This window comes from Rubripirellula amarantea, assembly GCF_007859865.1.
GTDB classification, from domain to species: domain Bacteria; phylum Planctomycetota; class Planctomycetia; order Pirellulales; family Pirellulaceae; genus Rubripirellula; species Rubripirellula amarantea.
The window spans coordinates 1,407,565-1,431,634 of record NZ_SJPI01000001.1; the positions used below are offsets into that span (position 1 = coordinate 1,407,565).

At 53.6% G+C, this 24,070-nt stretch carries 18 protein-coding genes; 13 read left to right on the forward strand and 5 right to left on the reverse strand.

What is annotated here, in order from left to right; genetic code table 11:
* Positions 1 to 85 precede the first annotated feature (85 nt).
* The 3 genes from Pla22_RS05090 to Pla22_RS05100 all read left to right on the forward strand — a co-directional run bounded on the left by Pla22_RS05090 (position 86) and on the right by Pla22_RS05100 (position 3,671).
* Positions 86 to 1,336, forward strand: a complete 1,251-nt coding sequence (locus Pla22_RS05090) for a cupin domain-containing protein (RefSeq protein WP_146513653.1) — start codon at positions 86 to 88, stop codon at positions 1,334 to 1,336.
* An 85-nt stretch (positions 1,337 to 1,421) separates the two neighbouring features.
* Positions 1,422 to 2,477, forward strand: a complete 1,056-nt coding sequence (locus Pla22_RS05095; protein WP_146513654.1) for a sugar phosphate isomerase/epimerase family protein — start codon at positions 1,422 to 1,424, stop codon at positions 2,475 to 2,477.
* A gap of 54 nt (positions 2,478 to 2,531) precedes the next feature.
* A complete protein-coding gene (locus tag Pla22_RS05100; RefSeq protein WP_146513655.1) occupies positions 2,532 to 3,671 on the forward strand; it encodes a Gfo/Idh/MocA family protein in 1,140 nt (379 codons plus the stop codon).
* A 70-nt stretch (positions 3,672 to 3,741) separates the two neighbouring features.
* On the opposite strand, the gene Pla22_RS05105 is transcribed toward Pla22_RS05100, so the two are convergent.
* Positions 3,742 to 5,577 carry a sensor histidine kinase gene (locus Pla22_RS05105; RefSeq protein ID WP_146513656.1) on the reverse strand — a complete coding sequence of 612 codons (1,836 nt, stop codon included), beginning with the start codon at positions 5,575 to 5,577 and terminating at the stop codon, positions 3,742 to 3,744.
* Between the two features lie 346 nt (positions 5,578 to 5,923).
* Between Pla22_RS05105 and Pla22_RS05110 the strand changes: the two genes are divergently transcribed.
* From Pla22_RS05110 to Pla22_RS05130, 5 genes are all read left to right on the forward strand, one after another.
* Positions 5,924 to 7,486, forward strand: coding sequence for an SHD1 domain-containing protein (locus Pla22_RS05110; RefSeq protein WP_146513657.1), 1,563 nt, complete (start codon positions 5,924 to 5,926; stop codon positions 7,484 to 7,486).
* A 122-nt stretch (positions 7,487 to 7,608) separates the two neighbouring features.
* On the forward strand, positions 7,609 to 8,151 hold the full coding sequence (locus Pla22_RS05115) for a GrpB family protein (RefSeq protein ID WP_146513658.1): 543 nt from the start codon (positions 7,609 to 7,611) through the stop codon (positions 8,149 to 8,151).
* Positions 8,152 to 8,241: 90 nt separating this feature from the next.
* On the forward strand, positions 8,242 to 9,921 hold the full coding sequence (locus Pla22_RS05120; RefSeq protein WP_146513659.1) for a serine/threonine-protein kinase: 1,680 nt from the start codon (positions 8,242 to 8,244) through the stop codon (positions 9,919 to 9,921).
* A complete protein-coding gene (locus tag Pla22_RS05125) occupies positions 9,921 to 10,316 on the forward strand; it encodes a hypothetical protein (protein WP_146513660.1) in 396 nt (131 codons plus the stop codon). The genes Pla22_RS05120 and Pla22_RS05125 overlap by 1 nt, the downstream gene beginning before the upstream one ends.
* Complete coding sequence (locus Pla22_RS05130) at positions 10,316 to 12,211, forward strand: tetratricopeptide repeat protein (protein WP_146513661.1); 1,896 nt, start codon at positions 10,316 to 10,318, stop codon at positions 12,209 to 12,211. Before Pla22_RS05125 ends, Pla22_RS05130 begins: the two co-directional genes overlap by 1 nt.
* A gap of 32 nt (positions 12,212 to 12,243) precedes the next feature.
* Here the strand turns inward: Pla22_RS05130 and Pla22_RS05135 are convergent, their stop codons facing one another.
* Together Pla22_RS05135 and Pla22_RS05140 are read right to left on the reverse strand one after the other, a co-directional pair.
* Positions 12,244 to 14,415 (reverse strand): arylsulfatase, encoded by a 2,172-nt coding sequence (locus Pla22_RS05135; RefSeq protein WP_146513662.1) that lies wholly within the window; start codon positions 14,413 to 14,415, stop codon positions 12,244 to 12,246.
* 82 nt (positions 14,416 to 14,497) lie between these two features.
* A complete protein-coding gene (locus Pla22_RS05140) occupies positions 14,498 to 15,076 on the reverse strand; it encodes a class I SAM-dependent methyltransferase (protein WP_146513663.1) in 579 nt (192 codons plus the stop codon).
* Positions 15,077 to 15,123: 47 nt separating this feature from the next.
* Between Pla22_RS05140 and Pla22_RS05145 the strand changes: the two genes are divergently transcribed.
* The 5 genes from Pla22_RS05145 to Pla22_RS05165 are packed head-to-tail and all read left to right on the forward strand — an operon-like array spanning position 15,124 to position 19,868.
* A complete protein-coding gene (locus Pla22_RS05145) occupies positions 15,124 to 15,537 on the forward strand; it encodes an ExbD/TolR family protein (RefSeq protein ID WP_146513664.1) in 414 nt (137 codons plus the stop codon).
* A gap of 9 nt (positions 15,538 to 15,546) precedes the next feature.
* Positions 15,547 to 15,984: an ExbD/TolR family protein gene (locus Pla22_RS05150; protein ID WP_146513665.1), complete on the forward strand. Its 438-nt coding sequence runs from the start codon at positions 15,547 to 15,549 to the stop codon at positions 15,982 to 15,984.
* A complete protein-coding gene (locus Pla22_RS05155) occupies positions 15,981 to 18,371 on the forward strand; it encodes a hypothetical protein (protein ID WP_146513666.1) in 2,391 nt (796 codons plus the stop codon). Before Pla22_RS05150 ends, Pla22_RS05155 begins: the two co-directional genes overlap by 4 nt.
* Complete coding sequence (locus tag Pla22_RS05160) at positions 18,350 to 19,423, forward strand: nucleoside hydrolase (protein ID WP_146513667.1); 1,074 nt, start codon at positions 18,350 to 18,352, stop codon at positions 19,421 to 19,423. The genes Pla22_RS05155 and Pla22_RS05160 overlap by 22 nt, the downstream gene beginning before the upstream one ends.
* The gene (locus tag Pla22_RS05165; RefSeq protein WP_146513668.1) at positions 19,416 to 19,868 is read left to right on the forward strand and encodes a hypothetical protein; all 453 of its coding nucleotides are present in this window, start codon (positions 19,416 to 19,418) and stop codon (positions 19,866 to 19,868) included. The genes Pla22_RS05160 and Pla22_RS05165 overlap by 8 nt, the downstream gene beginning before the upstream one ends.
* Here Pla22_RS05165 and Pla22_RS05170 read toward each other — a convergent pair.
* The gene (locus Pla22_RS05170; protein ID WP_146513669.1) at positions 19,796 to 20,587 is read right to left on the reverse strand and encodes a hypothetical protein; all 792 of its coding nucleotides are present in this window, start codon (positions 20,585 to 20,587) and stop codon (positions 19,796 to 19,798) included. The two genes, Pla22_RS05165 and Pla22_RS05170, sit on opposite strands and share 73 nt — an antisense overlap.
* 27 nt (positions 20,588 to 20,614) lie before the next feature.
* A complete protein-coding gene (locus Pla22_RS05175) occupies positions 20,615 to 23,926 on the reverse strand; it encodes a hypothetical protein (protein ID WP_146513670.1) in 3,312 nt (1,103 codons plus the stop codon).
* Positions 23,927 to 24,070: the final 144 nt, after the last annotated feature.

The following is a 24,070-nucleotide window of genomic DNA, read 5'->3' on the forward strand; positions in this document are numbered from 1 at the left end:
CGCATCGTACCGGCAATGCGACGGTTCGCCAGTTATCTGCAACCGCTCCCACCATCCCTCCCCCCAAACAGGTTTATCGTGTCTTATGGCGAACGTAAAGTTAGATGAAGGTTTAGTTCAAGGTGATAGCGTCGCGGGAATTTTGGATTCTGCCATGGACGCTGGCGACGGGCTGCTGCGACTAACGCCAACTTGGGTCCCACGATCATTCCTTCACCCAGGACGTCGAATCAAACTTCACCCGGGCGACTACTATCGCTTTGGCGCCGATCGAGGAGGGATCGACGAGCGCTGGTTTGGCAGCACAACCGAAGCGGCCAACGAAGGCCGAGTGTGGCACGAAGGCTTGAGCTTCTGCATTTTTGAAGGCAAGAAGTTTTTGCTTCGCGATGCGGTTTCGGAGGCTGGCAACAAAATTGTCGGCGAGAGCATCTTCAAGAAGTACGACCGTTGGCCGGTGTACTCGAAGTTCTTCGACAACATGGGTCCGATTCCCCATCATATGCACCAGAGTTTCGAAGATGCGAAACTTGTTGGCCAAGAGGGCAAGCCCGAAAGCTATTACTTCCCACCTCAACTTAACAATGTCGACAACAACTTTGCTTACACGTTCATGGGATTGGAACCGGGCACCGAAAAGTCCGATGTTCGGCGTTGTTTGGAAAATTGGAACGAAGGTGACAATGGGATCTTAGACCTTAGTCGCGCCTATCGTCTCAAACGAGGCACCGGATGGTTGATCCCACCGGGTGTCCTTCACGCGCCCGGATCACTTTGCACCTATGAACCGCAATGGGGTAGCGATGTGTTTGGCATGTACCAATCGATCGTGGAAGGACGCTACGTTCCGTGGTCGCTGCTGGTCAAAGACATGCCCGAAGAAAAGCATCAAGATCTAGATTTCATCGTCGGCCAGTTGGACTGGGACAAGAACGTTGACACTCATTTTAAGAATAGCAACTACCTTGAACCAGTTCGCGACGATGCACGCAGTGGTGACGGATTTGAAGACTTGTGGATTGTTTATGGAACCGTCGATGGTCAACAACTCTTCAGCGCCAAAGAACTAACCATTCAACCCGGTGCGAAATGCACGCTTCAAGATCCTGGGGCAAGCAGTTGGATCACAGTCCAGGGTCGTGGCCGAATGGGTTCGCTGGACTTGCAGACGCCAGCGATGATTCGCTTCGGTGCCAACACGTCGGACGAAGTCTTCATCACGCATACCGCTGCAACCGCGGGTGTTGAAATCGAGAACACAGGTACGGAACCATTGGTTGGATTGCGATACTTTGGCCCCGATACGCACAGCAACTTGCCCACGGCAGGGTCATAAACGATTAGATTCGTGTTGCCAAGTTCTATGTTGTTGCCCTTCCCCTTCCGACCTTTTCTCTACTGAATCATAGAAAGACGTTGTTATGACCAATCACCCTCATCAATTCCCCAAACTTCATAACGCAGCATGGCCAGGCGTCGTGGGCAAAGGAGGCGAAGGAAACGATCCGCCGATTGAGCTGGATACGATGTTGGATTTAACCGCGGCCGCAGAAGTAGACGGTCGGAAGTTTGATGGTGTCGACCTTTTCCTGTTTGACCCTCACGTTTCTATCGATGCCACCGACAAAGAACTCGAAGACTTAGCGGACCGCGTCCGCGCTCGTGGTCTGGTCATTGGCAGTGTTGTTGCCCCGGTGTGGGAACCCACCGGTGGCGGATCAGCAGCAGGCGACGACGAGCAAGTCCATGCTTTCTTGACTCAAGTTCGCAAGGGATGCACGATTGCCAAGAAGCTACGAGAACTTGGTGTTCGGCCGTACGGGGTCGTGCGACTCGATACCGCAACCTCGGTTGCGGATTGGGCTAAGGACCCCGAAGGCAATCAATCAAAGATTGCGGACACACTTAAAGCAGCATGCGATATCGCTGAAGAGTACGACGAACGCTTAGCCGCCGAAGGTGAGATTTGTTGGGGCGGGATGCAAAGTTGGCGCACCATGGTCGACCTGCTTAAGCGAGTCGGGCATCCGGAACGATTCGGCTTCCAAGCAGATATGGCTCACACGCTGCTATACCTGCTCGGCTACAACGCTCCCGACGACGCTATTTTGCCAACAGACTTCGATTGGAGCGACAACGAGAAGAAAAAGGCCGCATTGAAAGAACTGACCCACGCGCTGCGTGAGTGGACGATTGACTTTCACGTTGCCCAGAACGATGCCACTGTCCACGGTACTGGAACGCACGATAAGACCGGTCGCCACTGCTTGCCCAACGATCCCAACGGCAAACTTAATATTGCCGAAGATGCGGGGTTCTGGTTGCGGGACGAACATGGCGACGTGCTCAAAACGTGCCGGCACATTTGCTGGGATGGTTGCATGTTCCCCAACGAAGTCATGCACAAACCCGAAACCTGGAACAGCATTCTTTCCGCCATGCTTTCCGTTCAAGATGCTCACGGCTGGAACGAGTAAATTTCGCTCGGCGCCGGTTCTCAATCACTACGACTAACTATCCATTAATTCAACATGAAACCACTCAACATCGGACTTATCGGCTACGGCTTTATGGGCCGCACGCACACCAACGGCTACAAACGCGTTAACGACTTCTTTCCCGAATTGAAGCATCGTCCCATCTTGAAAGCCGTTTGCGGCCGTAACGAAGAGAAGGTCAAAGAGTTCGCCGATCAATGGCAGTACGAATCCACCGAGTCGGATTGGCGTGACCTGATTGCTCGTGATGACATCGACGCAGTCGATATCTGCACCCCGAACAATTCGCATGCCGAGATTGCCATCGCGGCGGCCAAGGCGGGCAAGATGATCCTGTGCGAGAAACCGCTCGCGCTGAATCCCGCCGAAGGCGAGAAGATGGTCGAAGCTATCGAGAAAGCCGGTGTTGCGAACACCGTTTGGTACAACTATCGCCGTGTACCTGCGGTCACGATGGCCAAACAATTGATCGATGAAGGACGTCTAGGACGCGTCTTTCATTACCGAGCCAATTTCCTTCAGGATTGGACAATCAACGAAGACTTGCCTCAAGGTGGCGCTGCACTTTGGCGTTTGGACGCCGCTGCGGCAGGGAGCGGTGTGACGGGCGACTTGTTGGCTCACTGCATTGATACTGCGATTTGGCTCAATGGTTCGATCAAAGATGTCACCGCGATGACCGAGACGTTTGTTAAAGAGCGGATGCACAACGAAACGGGCAAGAAGGAACCCGTCACCATCGACGATGCTTGCGCGTTCCTTTGTCACTTCCAAAATGGGTCCTTAGGACTTTTCGAATCCACCCGTTACGCTCGTGGACACAAAGCGCTTTACACCTTCGAAATCAACGGCGAAAACGCATCGATTCGTTGGGACCTGCACGACCTGCATCGCCTCGAGTACTTCGACCACAACGACGAAGGTAAGCTGCGAGGATGGCGTTCGATCCATATTTCCGACCACGACGGATCACAACCCTACATGGATAAGTGGTGGGTGCCGGGTTTGAACATTGGCTACGAACACACGTTCGTGCATCAAGTCGCCGATTTCATCAAGTCGATTGAAACAGGCGAAACCATGCGACCTAGCTTCCGAGATGCGTTGGAAACTCAGCGAGTGTGCGACGCTGTGCTCAAGAGTGCTGCATCACACACTTGGAAGAATGTCTAACGTAGACTGTCCATGTCACGACCAGCTTGTCCGCTAACGTGGGCAAGCTTCGAAATGGACGAAGAAGAGGCTACGTCGTCACCACCGAGTCAGCCGCCAACGATGGCAAGTTGACTCTCGGCGTCGCCGTGAACCGCCAAGGTAGCGTCACCCAGAACGTGCTTCCTCGTCCAAGCTCGCTCTCGAAGTCCACTTCGCCACCAAGCAATTTGGCGAGCTCTTTGACAATCGACAGGCCAAGTCCTGTGCCCGCGTACTCTCGCGTTAGGCCTTCGCCATCCAACACTTTGCGACTTTGGCGAAACTTCTCGAAGATGATCGCTTGATCTTCCTCGGCGATCCCCACACCGGTATCGGTCACCTCAAGTCGAAAACGGCCTTGGCGTGTATCGGCTACACGCACCGTGATCATGCCACCCTCGGGCGTAAACTTGATTGCGTTACTGAGCAGGTTGTTGATGATCTGCCCAAGTTTATTCGGATCTTGAAACGCTTTGGGTAGGGAGGAAGGAATGTCAACCGACAACGAGATGTTCTTGTCCTCACTAAGCGAACCAATCATGTCGCATTGTGCCGATACCAATCTCGACAACTCAAATTCGCTCGGTTTGACTTCCATCTTGCCAGCCTCGACTTTTGCCAAGTCCAAGATGTCGTTGATCATCTCGAGAAGCAGCCGGCCGGAGTTGCGAATATTCGATGCGTAGCGTCGCTGCTTTTCAGTTAACGAGTCAATGCCCTGCAGCACCTCTGAGAAGCCAATGATACTGTTCAGCGGCGTGCGAAGTTCATGAGACATGTTGGCTAAAAAGTCAGACTTCAGACGATTCGCTTCGTAGAGCTGCAAGTTCAGTTGAGCCAACTGATCGACGCGTGCATCGAGCTCGTCGTTGACCTCTTGAATCTCGTCCTGGGTTTCGGTCATGTGCCGCAACATTCGATTGAACGCATCGGCTAGCTCACGGAACTCGTCTTCGGTTTCAATCACGGCACGCTGGTTGGTGTCCCCATGCGTGATCGCGTCGCTGACATCACGCAAGTGATACATCGGGTACAAGACGAGGTGTCGGACAATCGCGTGGAGGACAAACAACGTAACGGCCACGATGAACATCCCTAACGCGACAACGATCGCACGAATCTGGGTCGTTTGATCGTGGGTGTGCTTGTAGGGCATCGTGACCTTCATCACGCGGAATGGATACTGATTCGCGAGTGCTAGCGGGTCAGCGTCGGGATCAAGCGAGAACGTGCCTTCCTCGGGCGCGTGGCAGGCCATGCACTTGGGTTTGAAAAAGAACGGACGATAGAAAACGAAATCGCCGTTGATCGGACCAAAGTCTTCGTATAGCGACGGAGCCAAACCGGGTCCCATTTGCGCCATGGGCTCGTTCTCGGCTAGATCCAATGGCGTGGACACATCAGGCCGACTTTCCGCGATCTGCCTGGCAAGCTTGTTTCGATAGGCAAATTCGAGGCGACGCAACACAGCGTCCTCGTCGATGAGGTCTCGCGAAGGTTCATTCGTTCTGGTTTCGTCGACGAGTCGCGAACCGGGATGGCGAGGCGGCAAATTGTCGTAACGAACCGGATCCACAGGCCCCAGAAACTCGTGCTCGATGGCGGTATCTCGATTGCCCTCTTCGGACAACAACAATCGACGAAGCTCATCGAGCACTTCCGGGTTGCTACCTTCGCCAACCGCACGTGAGTGCAGTCGCAGCATTTCGGCGTCGCTGTAGTCGCGAGCTCGAGACCGAGTGGTGTTTTCAACCAATTCACGACCAAGCTTCTCGACGATCAAGAATGCCAGAAACATCAGGACAACCACCGCCGACCCGAAGAACAGAAGACACTTCCGTTCCAGGCTCATGGAGGCGAATAGACCCTGAAAGAACCGAATCATTGAGTTTTCCTTGCGAAATCAGGCACCGGCGGTGCTTGTAGTCGCGAGTTTGACGAAATTTGCGGTTCGGGACGAGGTGAATTCTGCCGCCAAAATCCTCAGAACCGCAACAAGGCTGGCAAACCTCGCATTTTAGCCATCCTTCGCTGCTTGCCGTATGAAATCCCCACAATTAGCATGGGGATTGAAAGGTGGGTATTGAATTAGGATTGCCCGCCTCAGAAGTCGTCAACTTTCAGGGCCGTTCGCCCGTCATAGATGGATCGTTTCAGGTTGACGCCATCGCCACGGTCCCCCCCCCTACAAACCATCCGCAATTTTCGCTGCGGAGGAGCCAGAAAGCACTATGAAGCGTTCGGTCCGACATTACTTCCAATGGTCACTCGTACTTGCCCTGACGGTTATCTTGGGCGCAAGTCCGGTATCGGCTGGTTGGCTGCTTAACAAGATTCGCTGCGGTCATCAACAAAGCTGTGGCACTGTGACCTGCTGCGTTGTCCCAGCGCCGGCACCTGCTTGCTGCCCGCCACCGGCACCTACCTGTTGTCCCGAACCGGCACCAGTGACCTGCTGTGACTCGGGTGCTATCGAGGTAATTGGCCAACCGATCATGGAAGCGCCGATGATGGCATCGCCCATCGAAGCACCCTGTTGCGAGTATCCGGTTGAGGTTCCTTCGTACGAGTCCTATCCGGTCGAATCAGGGACTCCAATGGATATGTCCGGCGGTGTGATCGTGGATGACACCATGATGAACCAACCCATCATCGAAAGTTACGATTCGGGCAGCGTAATCGAGTCGGCGCCAATCGAGCGTCCGTTCGAATCGAACGTGGTCGAGCCCGCTCCCGTCGAAACAGCACCCGTCGATCCAGCTCCCATCGACTCACCATCGGACACGCCCGAACCTGCACCTGCAGCCGACGCAGCCGACGCTGCTCCTGTAGCGCCAGCGACTCCAGAGCCAGCTGAGGACGATAATCTGTTTGACGCTCCTGCAGAGGATACAACGCCCGCTCCCGCTGAAGAGGCTGCGGAACCGATGGACGATCTATTCGGTGGCGATGAGCCAGCGGTAGACGATGCTCCCAAGGCAGAAGCAGAAGCCGATGACTTGTTCGGTGCACCAACGGATGAGGCTCCCGCGGCTGAAGCGGCACCGGAAGACGATTTGTTCGGCGCTCCAACGGATGAGGCTCCAGAAATGGAAGCTGCTCCTGAGGACGACTTGTTCGGTGCTCCAGCAGACGAGGCTCCTGCCGCAGAAGCCGGTCCAGAAGATGACTTGTTTGGTGCTCCTGAGGACGCGGCTCCTGAAGCGGAAGCTGCGCCAATGGACGACTTGTTTAGCGATCCTCCCGCTGAGGAAGCTGCACCTGCGAACGAACCAATGGACGACCTATTCAGTGATCCACCAACCGATAAAGCTCCTGCTGAAGACACCAGCATCGATGACCTGTTTGGTGAGTCATCGAATGATGATTCAACAGAAACAGCTCTTGATGATTTGTTCGGTAGCTCCGACGACGACACCAACGTCACACCTGAGGATGCTGAAACCGATTTGAGCATCGAAGATCTATTCAGTGCCAATCAAGTTGAAACCGAAAGCGACGTAGAATCGCCAAGCGTTACTTCGACAGGCGAAATCCAAGTGGTTTCCCACGAACAACGCGAACTAGAAGCGTTGGATGTCACGCGAGTACGGACCTGGATTGATAATACCGGTCGGTACCACACCGAAGGTCGATTGATCGAGATCACCGAAACCGGCATTCGGTTGGAGAAATCCAACGGACGCACCTGCACCGTTCCTCACTCGCGTTTGTGCGAAGCGGACGCAGCCTATGTTGATTCCATCAAGGAAGATTTCGCAAACGCTCGTGTTGCGGTATTGACCAGCAAGTAGTTCTTCGTCCTAGTTGGCGGTACGGCGTCAGCCATTCCCGCCGGTTGACAAAGCGACAACAATGACCGAATCGGACACGACATGTTCGATTCGGTTTTTTTGTACCTATCGAAAGCACTGGCATGTCCACAGAGCCCGTTCGCCTGATGCATTACGATCCGCGATGGCGACAAGAGTTCGAACAAACTCGCAGCAGCATTTTGTTTAGCTGTGATGGCTGGGTCACTGGAGTTCATCACATTGGTAGCACGGCGATTTCCGGGCTAATCGCTCGCCCAACAATCGACGTGATCGCCACGGTGGAATCTGACCAAGCGATTGGCAATGCGACCAGTCTTATCGAAGGACTGAACTTCAGATCCGTGGACACACCGCTGTGGGCCGACGGTGCGCAGACTCTCATCAAGCCTCGACATCTTTCAGCAGAGGATTCTGATGTCACCCATCGAATCTTCCTTGTCGTTCACAAAGCATCAAACTTGCCTTCCATGATGCTTGGCCGCTGCACCCTGGTTCGCGACTACTTAATCGCCAACCCAGAGGTGGCGATCGAGTTGGAGGAACGCAAAGTGAGCATTTGGCGTGAACAGTCCGGCGACTTTGCCGCGTATCAGCAGACGAAGGCAGACTTTTTTTCAAGTCTTCAGGACCGCATCGACGGTTAGCCTTCAGATTGCCGCATCGGCCACGGCGTCTGCTTGGTTATACTGCATAGCACCGCATACATTTGTTCCCCTTTTGGTCTCAGTTCACCCATGCCACGTAGCCGCCTAGGACCCTTGGCGATCGAAACGAAACTGGGTGATCATCCCTCGCAAAGCTGCGTTTGGCGGGCGATCCACGTGCAGCTTAAACGAGCGGTTGCTGTAAAGGTGTTTGCGACTCCTTTCGGCGGAACCCCTGAGGCGAGAGCCGAGTTTGCCTCGGAATGGGCGACCTTGAAATCATTGCAGCATCCCGCAATCGCGAAGTGCTATGGCGGCGGTTTCGAACAAACAGACGCCTACTTGGCCTACGAGCTGATCGAGGGTGAATCACTCTCGGCACAACTGCAGCGGCGTACTCGCTTGTCCTGGGAAGCGGTCCTGGATATGTCAGAGCCCTTGATCGAGGCGCTCGCGTACTTGCACAAACTCGGCATCATCTACGGCGCGATTCAACCGGACAAAATTCTGTTCGCCGGCTTATCACCCGTCCTCGTTGACGTCCGCACACAACGCACCGGCACAGGCTATCGCACCCAGCGACCTCCAACGCCTGACGAACTCAAGCTATTACCGCCAGAGCTACTTATAGACCCTAGCGCGCTATCGCCCCAGACGGACCTGTACATGCTTGGTGCAACGTTGTACCTAGCTGTCACGGGCCGTCCGCCCGTGAACGGGGAAACGATCGAAGAGATCACCGCGAACATCGCCAACGTGGACCCGCCGGCTCCTGCTTCGCTCGTCATGGAATGTCCGGTTTGGTTCGACAAGCTGATCATGCAACTGTTGCAAAAGAATCCCGCTGCTCGTCCCAATAGCGCCCAGGCGGTCAAGTTGGCACTCGCCGAGGTTCGACGTCGATCGATGTCGCGAACCGGTGTTGCGGAACACGCGTCGAGTGGATTCAGTCCACTTACGGTTACCAGCCAAGATGATCGCGAAGTAGCCCGTCGATTACTCGGACGTGACTCATTGGACTTCGACGACGATGCCCCGGTGCATGACGTGGCTTGGCACGACCGCCCCTTTGTTTTGATTGCAGGATTGCTATTAATCGTAGGTGCCTTCGCATGGGTGATCTGGCCGCTTAATGAAGATCAGATGCGAGAGCGTGCCGAGGATCTATTGAAAGTGGAAACTCGAACTTCGATGATGCAAGCCAAAAACAGCTATCTGAAACCGATGCTGGATCGATATCCCGAAGGTCGGCATGCATCTTGGGCAGAAGAGCAGATCGAACGCGTTGAAATGAAACAGGCCGAACACGCCTTAGAAGTCAAACTCAACCGCAACCTACCGCTCAAAGACGAAGCCGAACGACTTTACGCTGAAGCAAATCAGTTCGAAAGATTCGGGGACACTGCGACGGCGTTAGATCAGTATCGCAGCATGGTAACCTTATTGGGCGATGATCCAAACTATCGCCCATTCGTCAATCTGGCACGACGCCAAATTGGTAAGATCGAAAGCGAAGGAGTGGACATTGATGAAGCCTCACGAATGATCCAAGCCAAGCTTGACGAGGCCGACCAACTGCTCGCCGATGGCAAAGTCATTCCAGCAAGAAAAATTTGGTACAGTGTCCTCGAACTTTACGGCAGCAACGAAAAAGTGGCCCCGCTTGTAGCCAAAGCACAAGACCGCCTAGAAGGTCGCGCTGAGAAGACGACTCCTTCGCTACCGCAAGTCGAGAATGATCCCAATATGACCAACGCAACTGCACCCTGATGGATAACGATCAGCCCGACGAATCGGAATATCGACTCTTACCTAGCAAGTTTGACTCCGGTGGTCGTGACCCGGTTGCTTATGAAGCGAAGTTAGTTCATGAAGACAACCGTCCTGAGATGGCGCGGCCGCCTCAGTACTGTGACGGTGAAGACGTCACTTCTGGTACTAGGCCCACCGGCAATGAGAAGTTGTTGCAAAGCAAAGCAGTGGTCTTGGGAATCCTATTCCTAGTGACTGGCGCACTTGGCATTCCGTTGCTTTGGTCCAACAAGAACTTCGGTCCAACCGAACGAATGTTTTGGGCCATTACAGTGATCGTCTACACCCTTGCCCTGATGGTGTTCGCAGGGGGTGTTTGCTATTGGAGCTATCGTCAAATCACCGGTGCTTAATGGACACCCCACCCCAACAATCGCCAATCCAGCGACGTTATTTCGCATTAGGCGTGCTGGTACTTTCGGCACTGGCTTTCTGGCTTTATCGCCCCGCCTTTGATTACCCGATGATCTTTGATGATGTCGCCAGCATCCTCGAAAACAACTCGGTGCACCATCTATGGCCGTTAATCGGAGAGAGCGGTGAATATGGCCCTTTGAAACCAAAGCCTGGTCAACCATTCACGGCCCGGCCCCTGGTCAATCTTTCGATTGCAATTGACTATCACTTTGGTGGTGAAAATCCCCGGGTATATCGGATCGTGAATCTAGTGATGCACATCATCACATCCGTGTTGTTGGCCGCGATTGTGATCGCAACTCTAAGGCTTCACGATTCAAGCGAGCGATTGTCGCGTCACCGATATTGGTTGGGTTTTGCATCAGCCGCCGTGTGGATGATGCATCCGATCCATACGGAAACCGTCATTTACTTAACTCAGCGAACCGAATTGATGATGGGCATGTTCTACTTGCTCACTTTATTTTTGTGTATCAAGTATTGGTGCAGCACCCGCATGGCTGAGCGATCGTTCTTTCTAATGATGGCCACTCTGGCCGGCATCGCGGGCATGTTGTGCAAAGAAATGATGGCGTCCATTCCAGCCATGGCATTTTTGTACGAGCGAACATTCATACGACCATCGCTTCGCAATATCGTCAAACAATCTTGGCCCCTTTACGTCGGTTTGATGTTGAGTTGGCTACTGATCGCTGGGCTGTACGCGGTTGGCTATGGAACCCCGGCTGCCGGATTCAACAATACCATTTCGGCGGTCGACTATTGGATGACTGAAGCGGGTGTCTTCTTTACCTACTGGCGTCTTACCTTTTGGCCCTGGCCATTAGTGATTAACTATCAGGTCCCCACCGTCACCAGTCTGGCAAACGCTTGGCCGGCGGTAGCGGCGATGATTCTTTATGTCGGCGTTACAACTTGGCTGGTTTGGCGACGAAGCGTTCTCGGCTACGGCCTTATTTGGTTTGTCGCGGTGCTTTCGCCCACACTTGTGATTCCTCTCCCTCGAGAAGAACTGGTCGAACGACGTTTGTATGTGCCGCTTGCTGCGATTGCGCCCCTGGTCGTGATCGGCGTATACAGCTTGATCACCTATTTGGTTCGTGAAGGACGTAAATCGTACTGGTTGACGCAAGGAATCGTGACGGCCCTTGTCGCTGTGCTTTGCTTCGTTTCCTTTAAGGCGATTCCCCGACTATCGGATCGCATGACAGTTTGGTTGCATGTGCTTGAACATGACAGCGACAACCCATTGGGGCTAATGTATCAAGGCATTCTGGAATACAACGCTGGTCAGGAAGAATTGGGACTTCGACGATTAGAAGCCGCCTTTGAAACTCGTCCCGATTTCAAACCGTGTGTGCTCGTGCTCGCCAAAGCCTACAAAGAACGGCAACGTCCCGCTGATGAGATCAATGTCTATCGAACCGCATTGGAAGTTGCCCCGAATGATCCAACCTATCACTACAACTTGGGTTTGGCTTTCGACTTAAACCGAAAACCGCTTCTCGCAATGAAGCATTACGAAGAGAACATTCGCCTCGATCCCACCGCGCATTATGCGCACCACAATCTCGGAATGATTTTGGCCGAACGCGGTAATTTCGATTCGGCCATCAAGCATTTTGAAGCTGCCGTCGATATCGAACCCAGCTACGACTATTGCTTGAACCTGATGACTCGATACCTAGCGCTTCGCCAGTACGAAGATGCAGGCAGGGCAGCAAAGAAACTGCTAGCTGCGGCACGAAAAGATGGCCGCACCGACGAAATCGAAATCATTGAACGAACGATTGTTACCTTGCAAAAACAGGCTGCGATCCCCGGTGATTGAACGCGATCGAAAGCACCGTCGTTCGCATTTCGCTACTTCGAAACCTCGGAAGTCGTCACATCAAGGCTTAGCACGGTCCCGTTAAAAGGGTTGGGCGATGAATAGTCCCCGGCAGCAGACATGCTGTCATAGCCAACGCTTAATTCATCCTGAGGTTGCACTGGAATTACTCCAGGTGAACGCTTTGATATCGATGACGCTCCATCGACCATCAAAGTCATATCATCGGTCGTTAGCGTCGCTACCAAGCGAGACTTACCGCGAATCGGATGATCTGAAAGTAGCCGGGTAACTTCGCCATCAATGCGCACATCCAAGGCTGGCCGTCCATCAACGAAATGCAAAGCATATCCACAGTGGCTTCCTCCTTGAGCGATCACCACCCCGTCGGGCGAAGCGGACTGAACGGTAACTTCGATTCGCAAGTTCGCTTTGGCTATCTGAGGACTCTTGAAATTGCGAAGGCCTCCGGTTGGCAACACATTTTCTACCGCGACGTTTGTGTCTGGTTCCCAGATCACGCCGACGCGACGCGCCCATTGGTTCCACAATTCGATCATTTCTTTGGTACGCTCAGGTTGCTGGTCAGCGAGATCATTCATTTCGCAGCGGTCTTCGGCGAGATTGTAGAGTTCCCACTTCAAATCATGAGGCATACGTTTGGCGTAGACCGCTTTCCAATCACCCTTGCGAATCGCATGTGCGGCTTGATGGTCAAATCCGATGGTGCGTTCGGACAATTTTTCACCTCGCATCGCCGGTAGCAGGCTTACTCCTTCAAGGGGCGTCGTCGGATTACCTCGAATTTGACCAGGGTATGTCGCGCCGGCGACTTCCATTAGGGTCGGCATGATGTCCATGACGTGGGAAGGATCTCGCACCCAGCGGTCAGACTTTGCAATCCCAGCGGGCCAATGGGCGATGAAGGGAGTGCTAATGCCGCCTTCGTGAGTGAAGTGCTTGTACATTCGAAAGGGAGTATTTCCCAAATTCGCCCAGGCACTTCCGTAGGACTGATGCGTTCCTGGTCCACCGATGTCTCGCAAGTCGGTTCCCTGACGCAAAGTCGTTTCACCTAGCCGTGACTTTCCATCAAATCCAAACGGCCCCCATTCGTAGCAGGCACCGTTGTCGCTAAGGAACAAAACCAGGGTATTGTCTAAGTGACCCGTATTTCGCAGGTGATCGATAATCTTGCCCACCCCTTGATCGACACCTTCCACCATTGCCGCGAAAACAGCCATTCGCCGAGCTAAGTCAAGTTGGCGATCATGATCCAAAGAATCCCACTCTGGATTGTCTTGGCCCGAGAAACCGTTCGCGATATCGTCACGGTCCACCGGAACAAGACTGCGAGGCGAAAGATTCCAAGACGGACTATCGACCAATCCGATCGCCTTCATGCGATCAAACCGCTCTTCGCGAAGCACGTCCCAACCCCGTCGATAAACTTCGTCATACTTGTCCGCTCGATCAGCGGGCGCCTGAACGGGAAAGTGCGGTGAAGAGTGCCCGAGAAACAAAAACCACGGTTGCTTAGAGCTTTGCCCTTGGCGAATAAATTCAATCGCGTAATCGTTGAATACATCCGTTGCGTAAAATCTGTCCTTCGATAAATCGATCTCTTTGTCCCGACCTTCCGGCAAACGAATGTAGTAGTCTGCATCGTATTGGTCGTGCGAGTGGTCTCGCGTGTACCCGTAAAATTCGTCAAAGCCTCGTTTGATCGGACCCGTCTCTGGATGAACGTGCCACTTCCCTACGTAGTAGCACCCGTAACCTGCTGGCTTGAGCACTTCGGCAAGAGTGGCACATTGATCGTTTAGTCGTCCAAGGTAGCCAGGACCACGTTTAGGATTGGGCTGGTCCGTGGTGAAGTCACCAATGCCAGCTTGAGTTGGGTACAGCCCAGTCAGCAAAGAAGCTCGACTGGGGCAACATCGAGCCGAGTTGTAGAGCTGCGTAAAACGAACTCCGTTCTTGGCTAAAGCATCAATGTTCGGAGTGCTGATCTCACCCCCGTAGCATCCCAAATCCGAATAGCCCAAGTCATCGGCAAGAACGATCACAATATTGGGCCGCTGATCGGTATCGGTCCTCGCGTCACGGGCTCCTTTTTGATTCTCATAGGCATGCGCCGGGCCAACCAACCAATTCAGCAACACGATCGTCAAAAAACAACGAACTTGCGGTAGGTACTTCATGACGTAATTGATCCAAGAGATTCAGTGGTTTGCCGAAAGACGGAAACCGAAAGCTGTACCGGAAACCAGTGCACCCTTGATTCTATCGAATGCAGCGATAGACAAATGCCGGCGGTAAATTTCGCCACACGGTCGGGCTTTTGTGGACGGACGCGAACTGCTTTTCAAGGCGGCGAGAAAAGCGGATGCCAGCAGGCAAAATAACGCCTTGCCAATACGCGAACGTCGCAAACTGCCCACCCGGCTTTAGCACTTCAAACATTGCGTCCATGATCTCGTCCGTGAGGCGTTCCGAAAACGCCGCCCAGGGCAGCCCGCAAACAATTGCATCAACACTCTCGATCCCACGACTGCGACACAGGTTGGCGACGTTCGTGACGCTATCCTCAATCACCGTGGCATTGGGACAACGCGTCTGAGTCGCAGCCACCAATTCGGCCGACTGTTCAATGGCGAAGAAATTAGCGTCAGAATGAAGTCGACTAAGAATGGCCTCGGTAAACACCCCGGTACCGGGTCCGAACTCGACCACATTCTTTGCGTTGGTCCAATCGAACCAATCGACCATTGTTTCCGCCAACCCCGCGCTGCTGGGTGCGATCGCGCCCACCTTAGTCGGGTTGCGAATGAAATTTTTCAAGAAGGTTGCCGCGTCGCTCATGGATCTCAGGTTACCGATCAGACGTGTTTGTCGATACCATAGAAGGCATGCGAATACCGTCAACTCATCGACGCGGCAGCGGCACAGCGAACATGACCCCCATGATCGACGTTGTGTTTCTGCTAATCATCTTTTTCTTAGTCTCGAGTCACCTTGCGCGCCAGGAAAATCGGCTGCCTCTGGACCTGCCGACAGCCGGCACATTCGACTTTGCTGATCCTGCGAAAGCTGCCTTAACGATTAGTCTTGACGACCAAGCCCGCACGCTTGTTGCCGGCAATGTGATTGATACCGGCGGGCTTCGCTTGGTGCTAAACGATTTGGTTGCTCGCGAAGGCTCCGACGCCGCGATTCGAATTCGCGTTGACGGGCAAGTGCAGTACGCCTACGTCGAACCAGTGTTGCGAGAGGCGGCGTTGGCAGGCGTCACCGACGCTGCGATTGCAGTCCGTGAAAAGTAGTCGTCGCGTATGAAAATCCCCAATACTCACAACAACGATTCGATGGAACTAAAGATGACGCCGATGATCGACGTCGTTTTCTTGTTGCTAGTCTTTTTTGTTTGGACGAGCAGCTTTGAACTACCCGAGTTCGACTTACCCAGTTCCATTGCCACCCCGCCCGGCGGGACGCTGCAAAACAACTCCACAAGCCCTCCTGAAGCTTTCGACGAAATTGTCATTCGCTTGTTTGCTCGTGGTGCGAGCCTCGGCATTGAACTCAATGGAAATGAAATCCAGGACACCGATCAGCTATCGCAACACCTCGCTGAAATTATCGCAATGGGCGTTCAACCACCCGTGATTGTGGATCCCGATGACGATGTGACCATGGACTATGCCGTAGCGGTTTACGACGCGGCACGGTCTGCGGGCGTCGACCGGGTTCTCTTCGCGGCTTCAGAATGATGATTACCACTGCAATGACATTCAGGTTCACGATCGCGACCTTCATTGCCTTCTGCCTATGCAGCGCTGACCTGTTGGCCGAAGTCGGAAGCCCGGTGAGACGAGTGTCGAATGATCGTGATCAAGATGTGCTTGACGCATTGCTTCAACAACAGCGATTCGACGACGCAACGCAACTTTGCAATTGGAATATCGGTCGATATCAACCACCCCAAGAAGAATACGCAAAGTGGGCGATCGCGATTTGCAATGTTCGAATCGCTCAGAGTGTTTCTCTTGGAAACGACGCTTCCGCCGATGTCGAAGAATCTGCTGCGATCGTTTCGGAATTGATTCGACGCTATCCCGATCAACCCCGTCGATTGTTCCTCGATCAGGCAATCCTACAGGCGGAAGTCATGGCGACGCAATCGGATGTCGCGCGGACTGCGTTGACATTGCACGATCTAGCGCAAGTCGAACGCACGATGGTTCGTTTGACGCGAATCAACAGCGATCTGATTGAACTTGCCGCGAAGGCAGGTGACTCCATCACGCAGATAGAATCACTGCGTGATCCCGATAACGACGCGATGGTTGGCGACCTGCGCAGGCTAGAGCAAGAGCTTCTCGTTTCATCAGTGTCGATGGCGATGTTGCAAACTGAATTATTCCCGCCGGACGGCGATGATTTCGTCGCCGCCGCCGCTAAAGCAGAAGCGGTCGCCGAGCAAACTTTGTTGAAGTTGCCCGCGTCCTCACAAGCCGCCCACGAAACCCGACGAATAAAAGCAGACGCAATTTTGCGACGAGGCGATGCTGACCAAGCGAAGCAAGAATTACGAAAATTGCTTGCCGAAATGAAATCACCTTGGCCACCGGCAATCGTCGCCTTGATCGTGCGAACGGCGTTGGCAACCGGCCAGACAGACACAGCAGCAAAGCAACTTGACGATTACTTCGGTGCCGCAGTTGCGACATCGTCCGCGACGGCAAACCAACATCGCAGCTCGATCGCGATGGACTTGGCTCGATTGGAGTGGTTGCTAAAAACGGACCAGCTCGATCAAGCCGCCGATTGGATTGAAGCTATCGAACGGCGCAACGGAAAGTACGCTCGTCGTCGAGCGGAAGCGATTGCAATGCACCTCGCACCCGACCAAAGCTCAACGAGATCTGGTAATGGGCTGATGGCGACTCGCGGGTACGCATTGCTACGGCGAGGTGAGACGTTGGAAGCCGCACGAGTGCTTGCCGCCGCTGCACGACAAGAGTCCGATCTTGCCAGTTCGGCCAAACTTGCCATTGCATCGGCTGCAGCGTTTGAATCCGCAGATCAACGGGACGCGGCATCGGAAGTCTTGCTCAGTACCGCTCGTTTGCATGCACGCGAACCGGAGATCGCAGGCATTCACTTGCAAGGCTTGATGTTGGCTTCCGATACCGATTTAGGGATTGCAAAATTGGAAGCGTCGTTACGTTGGCATCTCGACACTTGGCCTCAAGACGCAACGACGAAGCCAGTTCGAGATTGGCTGTTGAAACTGCTAACTCAATCCGATCGCAAGCTCGATGCCGCCGTCGCGTCGAGTCAGTTCAGCGAGTACGAAAGCGATGAACCGTTACGCATCCGCTGCATTGATCTATGGCGAAGCGTTTTTCATGACTCTTCGTTGCCAGATCTAGATCAACTCAGCCAAGTTGCTGCGCAAGCCTTTGACGCGTCTTCGGCCGCCCCACTCGATCCGTCTTCGTTCGCGGCGAGTGTACATCGAGAGATCGCCGTACGGTTTCTACAGCGACGTGAACTGACTTCGTTGCCACCAGCTTCGGACCAGGAACCAGAGTGGATTGAGGCATGTTTAGAACTGCGGCGCAAGCCTGGTTCAACGAACGAGTTACCACTGGATTGGAACGATTCACACCTAGCTGAGAAAGACTTCGTTTGGCGTTGGATACGTGATGGAGACTTAGAACCTCGAATGCGACCAATCATCGCCAAACGTTTAAATTCGCTGACCAATGCGATTATGCCACCACTTGATCGCGCCAAACTGATGATTTGGCAGGGGCAAGTCGCTGCAGCCATTGAGTTGCTCCAGCGAACGCTGGCAAACAATGACGATGCGACGATGTTGGCAGACGCGGCTGAAATCCTGGGACAATCTGCGAGTGATTCGACGCTTGCGGTAACCCAATCCGTTCAATGGTGGGACAAACTCGCTGCAGGAAGTCCAAAAAACAGCCACCAGTGGCACCGAGCAAAGTTGTCCGCTATTAAACTACTGGCTCACTCAGGACAAACCTCCGAAGCTGAAAAGCGGGCTCGTTATCTCTTGCTAACAACGCCCGGTCTATCGGCTTCCCAGCGACAAGAATACCAAGCATGGCAAACCACCAAAGATTGACTCGTCGCGACTCGATTCGCTACTTGGCCACCGCATCCACCGCCCTGATGACCAGTTCTATGGTGACGCATCAAGCGGATGCAGACGAAGCTACGACGAAGGCAGCTCCCACCCATAAAGACACATTTGGCTTACTTGAAAAAGGCCGTAAGATTCCCGTCATTTTCGATACCGATATTGGCTCGGACATCGACGATACGTGGGCGTTGTTGTACTTGTTGAACTGCCCTGAAATGGATCTGCGTTTAGTGTCAACTGATGCAGGCCAAGGGCCATATCGAGCTCGATTGACGGCTAGGTTCTTGACCGAGTGTGGACATAGCAACATTCCGGTGTCCGTCGGTAGCGGCAAGCCCGATCAACTCGGAAATCAACAAGATTGGGTCAAAGGCTACAACCTTGAATCGTACGCTGGAAACGTTTACGACGACTCAGTTGACGCGATCATTCAAACGATTCACGCGTCGCCGGACCCCGTAACACTGATTTGCGTCGGAGGTGTTCCCAACATCTCTGAAGCCCTGCGGCGCGATCCCTCTATCACGAATAACGCTCGGTTTGTGGGCATGCACGGCGCCATTCACGTCGGCTACGGCGGTCACGGACCACCGGTTCCCGAAGCCAATGTTCGCACCGATCCTAAAGCGCTTCGAGATGTGTTTGCTGCGGATTGGCAGTGCAGCATTACGCCGCTCGATACATGCGGGATCGTTGACTTGACGGACGAGCGATATCAAACGGTTTACCGTAGCGACTCCGTTGGCATTAAGCCTCTCATGGAAAATTATCGTGATTGGCTAACTCGAGTACCATGGCTTGACGTCAAACCCGATCCCGCGATCCGAAGCAGTACCTTGTTCGACATGGTCGCCGTGACGATGGCATTCAGCGAAGACCTGTTAGAGATGGAAACGCTTCCCCTGGTTGTCGATGATAAAGGCATGACGCTTGTCGATCCTGATCAGGGTCGTCCTGTTCGATGTGCCATGCGTTGGAAAAACTTGGACGCTTACCTGGATCATCTAGTCGACCGATTGGTCAAGAATGCCTAGTCCCGTAAACCGACCATTTCGTTTTGTCGTTTTGCATCACATCGTAGGCCCCGGCTTTTCGCGGACCGCCGAATCGCATCTGGACTGGATGTTTGAACAATCCAAAGCGACTTCGCTGCTGACGTTTTCAACGACGGAAGTCGGTTCATGGGATTCGGCCTTTGAGCTAAAGGCGTTTTCACTTCCCGATCACCGCTCGATCTACCTCGACTACGAAGGCCCGATCGGACACGACCGTGGGGCTGTACAACAAGTCATCGCGGGTACGTTTGCATGGCTGGAAAACCATGACGATCGAAAGGTCATGAACTTACAATGGTCCAAGAGTGACGAAGCGAACCTAGGCGAACCCAAATCGGCAAGTGTTCGTTTTCAACGTATCTCACTGCGGGAAGACCCAGGGAGCTGCGAAACCTGGAGCGTTTCTTTCTTGCCAGGTTTGTAGGACACGAATTGGTGCAACGGTCCGCTTGGCATGAAAGCGTCGACAGCTTCGTCGCCAGCATGTCCTGATAGATACATCGCTCCGCGAACGAGATTGACGGTTTCGATAACTGCCGGTCGGTAAACATATCGAGGGTCTTCGCTAGGGATGGTCACTAAAGCAATCGGTCCCGTTTCCGTCATGTCCCAGCGTACATCCAGACCACCGCGTGCGGCTTCACGGGTGATGCCACCAAGAAAATTCTGCAACGGCAATGGCAGTGCACCGGCACGCAAGTTGGATAGCCGAAGCGCGATCATGTTGGGTTGTTGAGTCAGTTCGACGTTGACCTCACACGAGATCACCGTGTCGATCCGACCGTGTTGGAACTGGACAGCCGCGTGGATTTTTTCTCCATCGATCATGATGCGAGGTTGCTTGGCACCACACCTAGCAAGTCGCGGAAACTTTGCTGGAAGTTCTTCAGCAAGCCACGCATTGATTTGTTGATCGCTAAAGGCCGCCCGCCAAGATCCAAGGCGAGCAACGTCCTTTTGCAATTGTCTGACTTCGGCGTCGAGTCGTTCGCGTGCAAGATGCGTCGAGGCACCCTGTTGAGTTGCACGAGCATAAAAATCAGGGACGTGTTTGGTTTGCTGCACCGCCCACCAGCTTGAACAACTGATTAAACCCATGATGACAAGGGCGACCAAAGTCAAACGTTTGCTCAGCTTTCGCATCGAACATCTCCGAGTGAAGTCGTTTCATCAAAATCGCAGTGGACCGGGCAACCAGTCGCGGAACCGATCGGCAACGCTAGGCGTTTCTGATCCGTTTTCTTCGACAACCTTTTCAGATTCGCCCGCGTTCTGCAATTCACCATTCAAAGGAGTCACCTCAATCGCATTCCTGCGTTTCAAATCGGCTGACTGTGTTGACGGCGAAACCTTTGCAGGTGGTTGATTGCTAAGCAACACCTTGGCCCAATGGTTATGTAGAAGTTTAGCCGATGGGGCGAGTCTTCCACGCTGCAAACCTTGGACAGCTAGGAAAGCTTGGTTTTGCAAGTCAGAACGTTCTTTCGCGGTTGGGAAATAGTCGTGAAGGGCAACGTCGTCGATCCAAATTTTACCTGTACTGAGGCTGTCGATCGTCAATCGTAGTGAGTCGATTTGTTGATTGTTCAGTTGCAGGGCTTCCAACACAATCAAGCGGGGCTGCCAAACCCCCGTTGGTGGAACTTCGATATCCACGCTCTGACGAAATGGAACTCCATTTTTTGTTCCCTCGATGGCGACGCGAAGTTGTGGATGATCGTCAGATGTTTTGTCCGACGCTGCTTCTTCGCCGGCGATTCGATCGTGAGGCGTAATCGCTTCAGCACGGCAAGCGATCGAAACCGCCAGGCGTCCGGTGCGCGGCGGCAAGATTGTTTCGCTAACCATCCAGGTGCGAGTCGCCAAAGTCGAAGCCTCGGTCGTCAATCGAATCGATTGTTTTCCCATCGCGTGTTCGACTGTGTCAATTGAAACACAACCCGGCGGATGTTGTGCGTGCATCCAACCCACAAGACCCATTTCGCCGGTGACTTCGAAGCCACCGTTGTGCAGTCCCGAATAAGTCGGCGGGTTGCCCAACATTCCGATTCGTTCGACAACGGTCGTGACCTTCTGTTTGATGACCGCAATCTCGTCTTCTCCGCCATTGATCGATGCCGACCACCGATATGACTTCAAGTCTTGGTGAATTTTCTGGGGATCGACTATTTTTGCTCTCAGAATGATTGAGCGGCGCGCGGGTACGAGCCACTCGTTGGGTCCGGCATTCACCGTCGACTCCGACGAAGCAACTGGTAGATCATCACTGGACTTCCAGAGTTGCCAAGCCTCGTGAGAACTCGCGGCACCGACAAGTATTAACCGTGAATCCCAGGGTGCTAGATTCGCCAATTTCAGCAGCACGTGATCGCCATCGATCGTGGCACGCAACCTCGCGGTACGTTCGCTGGGATCGCTCGGTTCGATCAGTTGAGTCGTTCCGTGGGCCATCAGGCGGAAGTTATCGCATACGTCCTTCAGGTGCTGGTCAACGAAAAGGTAATCCGGGTCTGCGTCAACGAAGAGATCGGTTGGACTGAGTTGTTGAACCAAAGTGAGCAAGCGATCGCCGCTAAGCCCATCAACGATGACAGAGTTTCCGGAAGCCGATACGTTCGCAGCGTGAACCGCCACCGGTGCCGGGTCCTTTGACAACAGAGCAACGGAATCGTGAACCGTATCGATGGGATCATCCGGAAACGTCACCAACAAGCGTCCGCCCCGACGATGAACGTCGCTCTTCAGTTCTACAGTCGCGGACTGATGAGGAACTTCCAAGTACCAGGGGTGCGATTGCAGAGTCGACGCCAAGGGAGCAAACGAGCGCAATGTCGCTTCACCCGAAAGGATGATTCCCGCAATGACTGGTTCATTGGATTCAACCAACGACCAGTAGCGCAGTTGTCGAGAGACTTCATCGACGCGGTCAGAGTTCGCTGTACTTGTTGCCGAGACCGCGTTAGCGGTAGTCGATGTTACGGTGCCGGGAACGGTACCGATGTCGAAGCGAAGGAAAACGGGGGTTGATCGCTGTTTGAACAGTTTCAACAACGTTTCCTTGCTCTGATTCGCAAGCGTAGCCTTCGATTCACCTGCAATCGCGACTGCATTGGCTCCCTGCAGCTTGGCCAATTGGCAAAGTCGATCGACAGCCATCCATGTGCGGTGTACCGCGATCGTTTGATCGTCACACTGCAACGCGTCTTGGTTAGGCTTCCAATCCCGAGTCAAATTTTCGACCCAGTCTCGGTCTCTCAAATGCATCACGACATTGCCACCGAAAGTTTCGCCTGCATACTCGCTGGCTACGATTTCGTGGGCGGACGAAGAAGAATCCAAGTTCAGTGACTCGGGACCCGCTACGACTTCGATGGACTCAAAGGCTGCGACGTCATCTTCGCTCAGGTTGGTCAACCAGATTTGATCTTTGCCTAAGGGATAGTAGATCAGTGTGTGAATTGTCCAAGGTTGCTTTGCCGTGTCTTGAAGCGCATCCGCAACCATGGTTTCGGTGCTGCGATTCATTATTCCGGTAACACCCGGCAATCGCGTGACCGCTGGCAACCGCGGCATGATGCTGCGAGGGGTAGTTTCAGGTTCTTTCTGATGCGAGTTCAACCACTTGCGCGGCGAGATGCCCTGGATCACCGCCGATGCGATGGAGTTCGCTTGATCTCCGCCTGGTCCGATATCGACGCGAAGCTGTTGATGTTGGTTTCCAGGAACGCGTATGTGGATACGGTGCGGCATCCCTGGGGTCATGACGGGTAGTTTCGCCTGGAATACGCTTTTCGAATCAAGCAGTGAAACCTTTTCACCATGGTGTTCCATTGTTTTGAGTTCACCGGTGGCCTTCTGGACTCCGGGAATCAGTCGAGTTGCCGACTCGGGGATCCATTCGCCAATGGCCCATGATGCAGCCGAGGGTCGCAGCACGCCAATCGTTTCCCAATCCGATGACTGATACGAACGAGAGCCGGAAGATTGAAAGGGGCTGCGAATTGCATTTGTCGCGTTGCGAACACTTTGCGAGATCGCGTTGGTTTCCGTTGCAATCGTTGCCGAATCATTCGTTGGCAGAATGATCATAGGTTGGGTGAGTGTGGCGATCGGTACACCGGCATCGCGAAATCGCGACCAAACCTTCCCTTGCGAATGCACAAGCTCCATGCGAACTTCGTACACGCCCGGTACCGTGGGAGCGTGATCGTTCAAGCTGATCGAGCTACTTTTTCCCTGCACATCTAAGACAACATTTCGACGTCCCGAGATCACCTGGTGGCCGTGGCTAACTCGGATTACCGAGAAGCGAAGTGTGAGCTCTTCTGAAGCAAACTCAGGAATAGGGTCGACTTCGCAAATCCAAGGCATAGGCGATCCGCTGTCCACCATCATGTTCGCCGGGATGACGGACGACAGATGCAGTTTGGACGCGTTTTCGTCCGCTGCGGTCGCGACGCCGTTGCCGATCAAGAATGCCAACACAAGTGACCAGCACAAACCGCCAACCAACGCTCGCCGGTGGAAGCTTGAAAGCCTCGACAGAATGATAGCCGTCGATGGCGCCCGCAATATGCTGGACCAACCTGGCGAACGGAACGGAAGACTTCCTTGTCTAACCATCAA

What these genes read in the sequence shown, in the direction of transcription:
- Pla22_RS05140 (WP_146513663.1), bottom strand. Translation starts at nt 15,076, where the DNA reads ATGAGCGACGCGGCAACCTTCTTGAAAAATTTCATTCGCAACCCGACT.
- Pla22_RS05115 (WP_146513658.1), top strand. Translation starts at nt 7,609, where the DNA reads ATGTCCACAGAGCCCGTTCGCCTGATGCATTACGATCCGCGATGGCGA.
- Pla22_RS05105 (WP_146513656.1), bottom strand. Translation starts at nt 5,577, where the DNA reads ATGATTCGGTTCTTTCAGGGTCTATTCGCCTCCATGAGCCTGGAACGG.
- Pla22_RS05130 (WP_146513661.1), top strand. Translation starts at nt 10,316, where the DNA reads ATGGACACCCCACCCCAACAATCGCCAATCCAGCGACGTTATTTCGCA.
- Pla22_RS05165 (WP_146513668.1), top strand. Translation starts at nt 19,416, where the DNA reads ATGCCTAGTCCCGTAAACCGACCATTTCGTTTTGTCGTTTTGCATCAC.
- Pla22_RS05095 (WP_146513654.1), top strand. Translation starts at nt 1,422, where the DNA reads ATGACCAATCACCCTCATCAATTCCCCAAACTTCATAACGCAGCATGG.
- Pla22_RS05145 (WP_146513664.1), top strand. Translation starts at nt 15,124, where the DNA reads ATGCGAATACCGTCAACTCATCGACGCGGCAGCGGCACAGCGAACATG.
- Pla22_RS05110 (WP_146513657.1), top strand. Translation starts at nt 5,924, where the DNA reads ATGAAGCGTTCGGTCCGACATTACTTCCAATGGTCACTCGTACTTGCC.
- Pla22_RS05150 (WP_146513665.1), top strand. Translation starts at nt 15,547, where the DNA reads ATGAAAATCCCCAATACTCACAACAACGATTCGATGGAACTAAAGATG.
- Pla22_RS05100 (WP_146513655.1), top strand. Translation starts at nt 2,532, where the DNA reads ATGAAACCACTCAACATCGGACTTATCGGCTACGGCTTTATGGGCCGC.
- Pla22_RS05120 (WP_146513659.1), top strand. Translation starts at nt 8,242, where the DNA reads ATGCCACGTAGCCGCCTAGGACCCTTGGCGATCGAAACGAAACTGGGT.
- Pla22_RS05160 (WP_146513667.1), top strand. Translation starts at nt 18,350, where the DNA reads ATGGCAAACCACCAAAGATTGACTCGTCGCGACTCGATTCGCTACTTG.
- Pla22_RS05155 (WP_146513666.1), top strand. Translation starts at nt 15,981, where the DNA reads ATGATGATTACCACTGCAATGACATTCAGGTTCACGATCGCGACCTTC.
- Pla22_RS05135 (WP_146513662.1), bottom strand. Translation starts at nt 14,415, where the DNA reads ATGAAGTACCTACCGCAAGTTCGTTGTTTTTTGACGATCGTGTTGCTG.
- Pla22_RS05125 (WP_146513660.1), top strand. Translation starts at nt 9,921, where the DNA reads ATGGATAACGATCAGCCCGACGAATCGGAATATCGACTCTTACCTAGC.
- Pla22_RS05170 (WP_146513669.1), bottom strand. Translation starts at nt 20,587, where the DNA reads ATGCGAAAGCTGAGCAAACGTTTGACTTTGGTCGCCCTTGTCATCATG.
- Pla22_RS05090 (WP_146513653.1), top strand. Translation starts at nt 86, where the DNA reads ATGGCGAACGTAAAGTTAGATGAAGGTTTAGTTCAAGGTGATAGCGTC.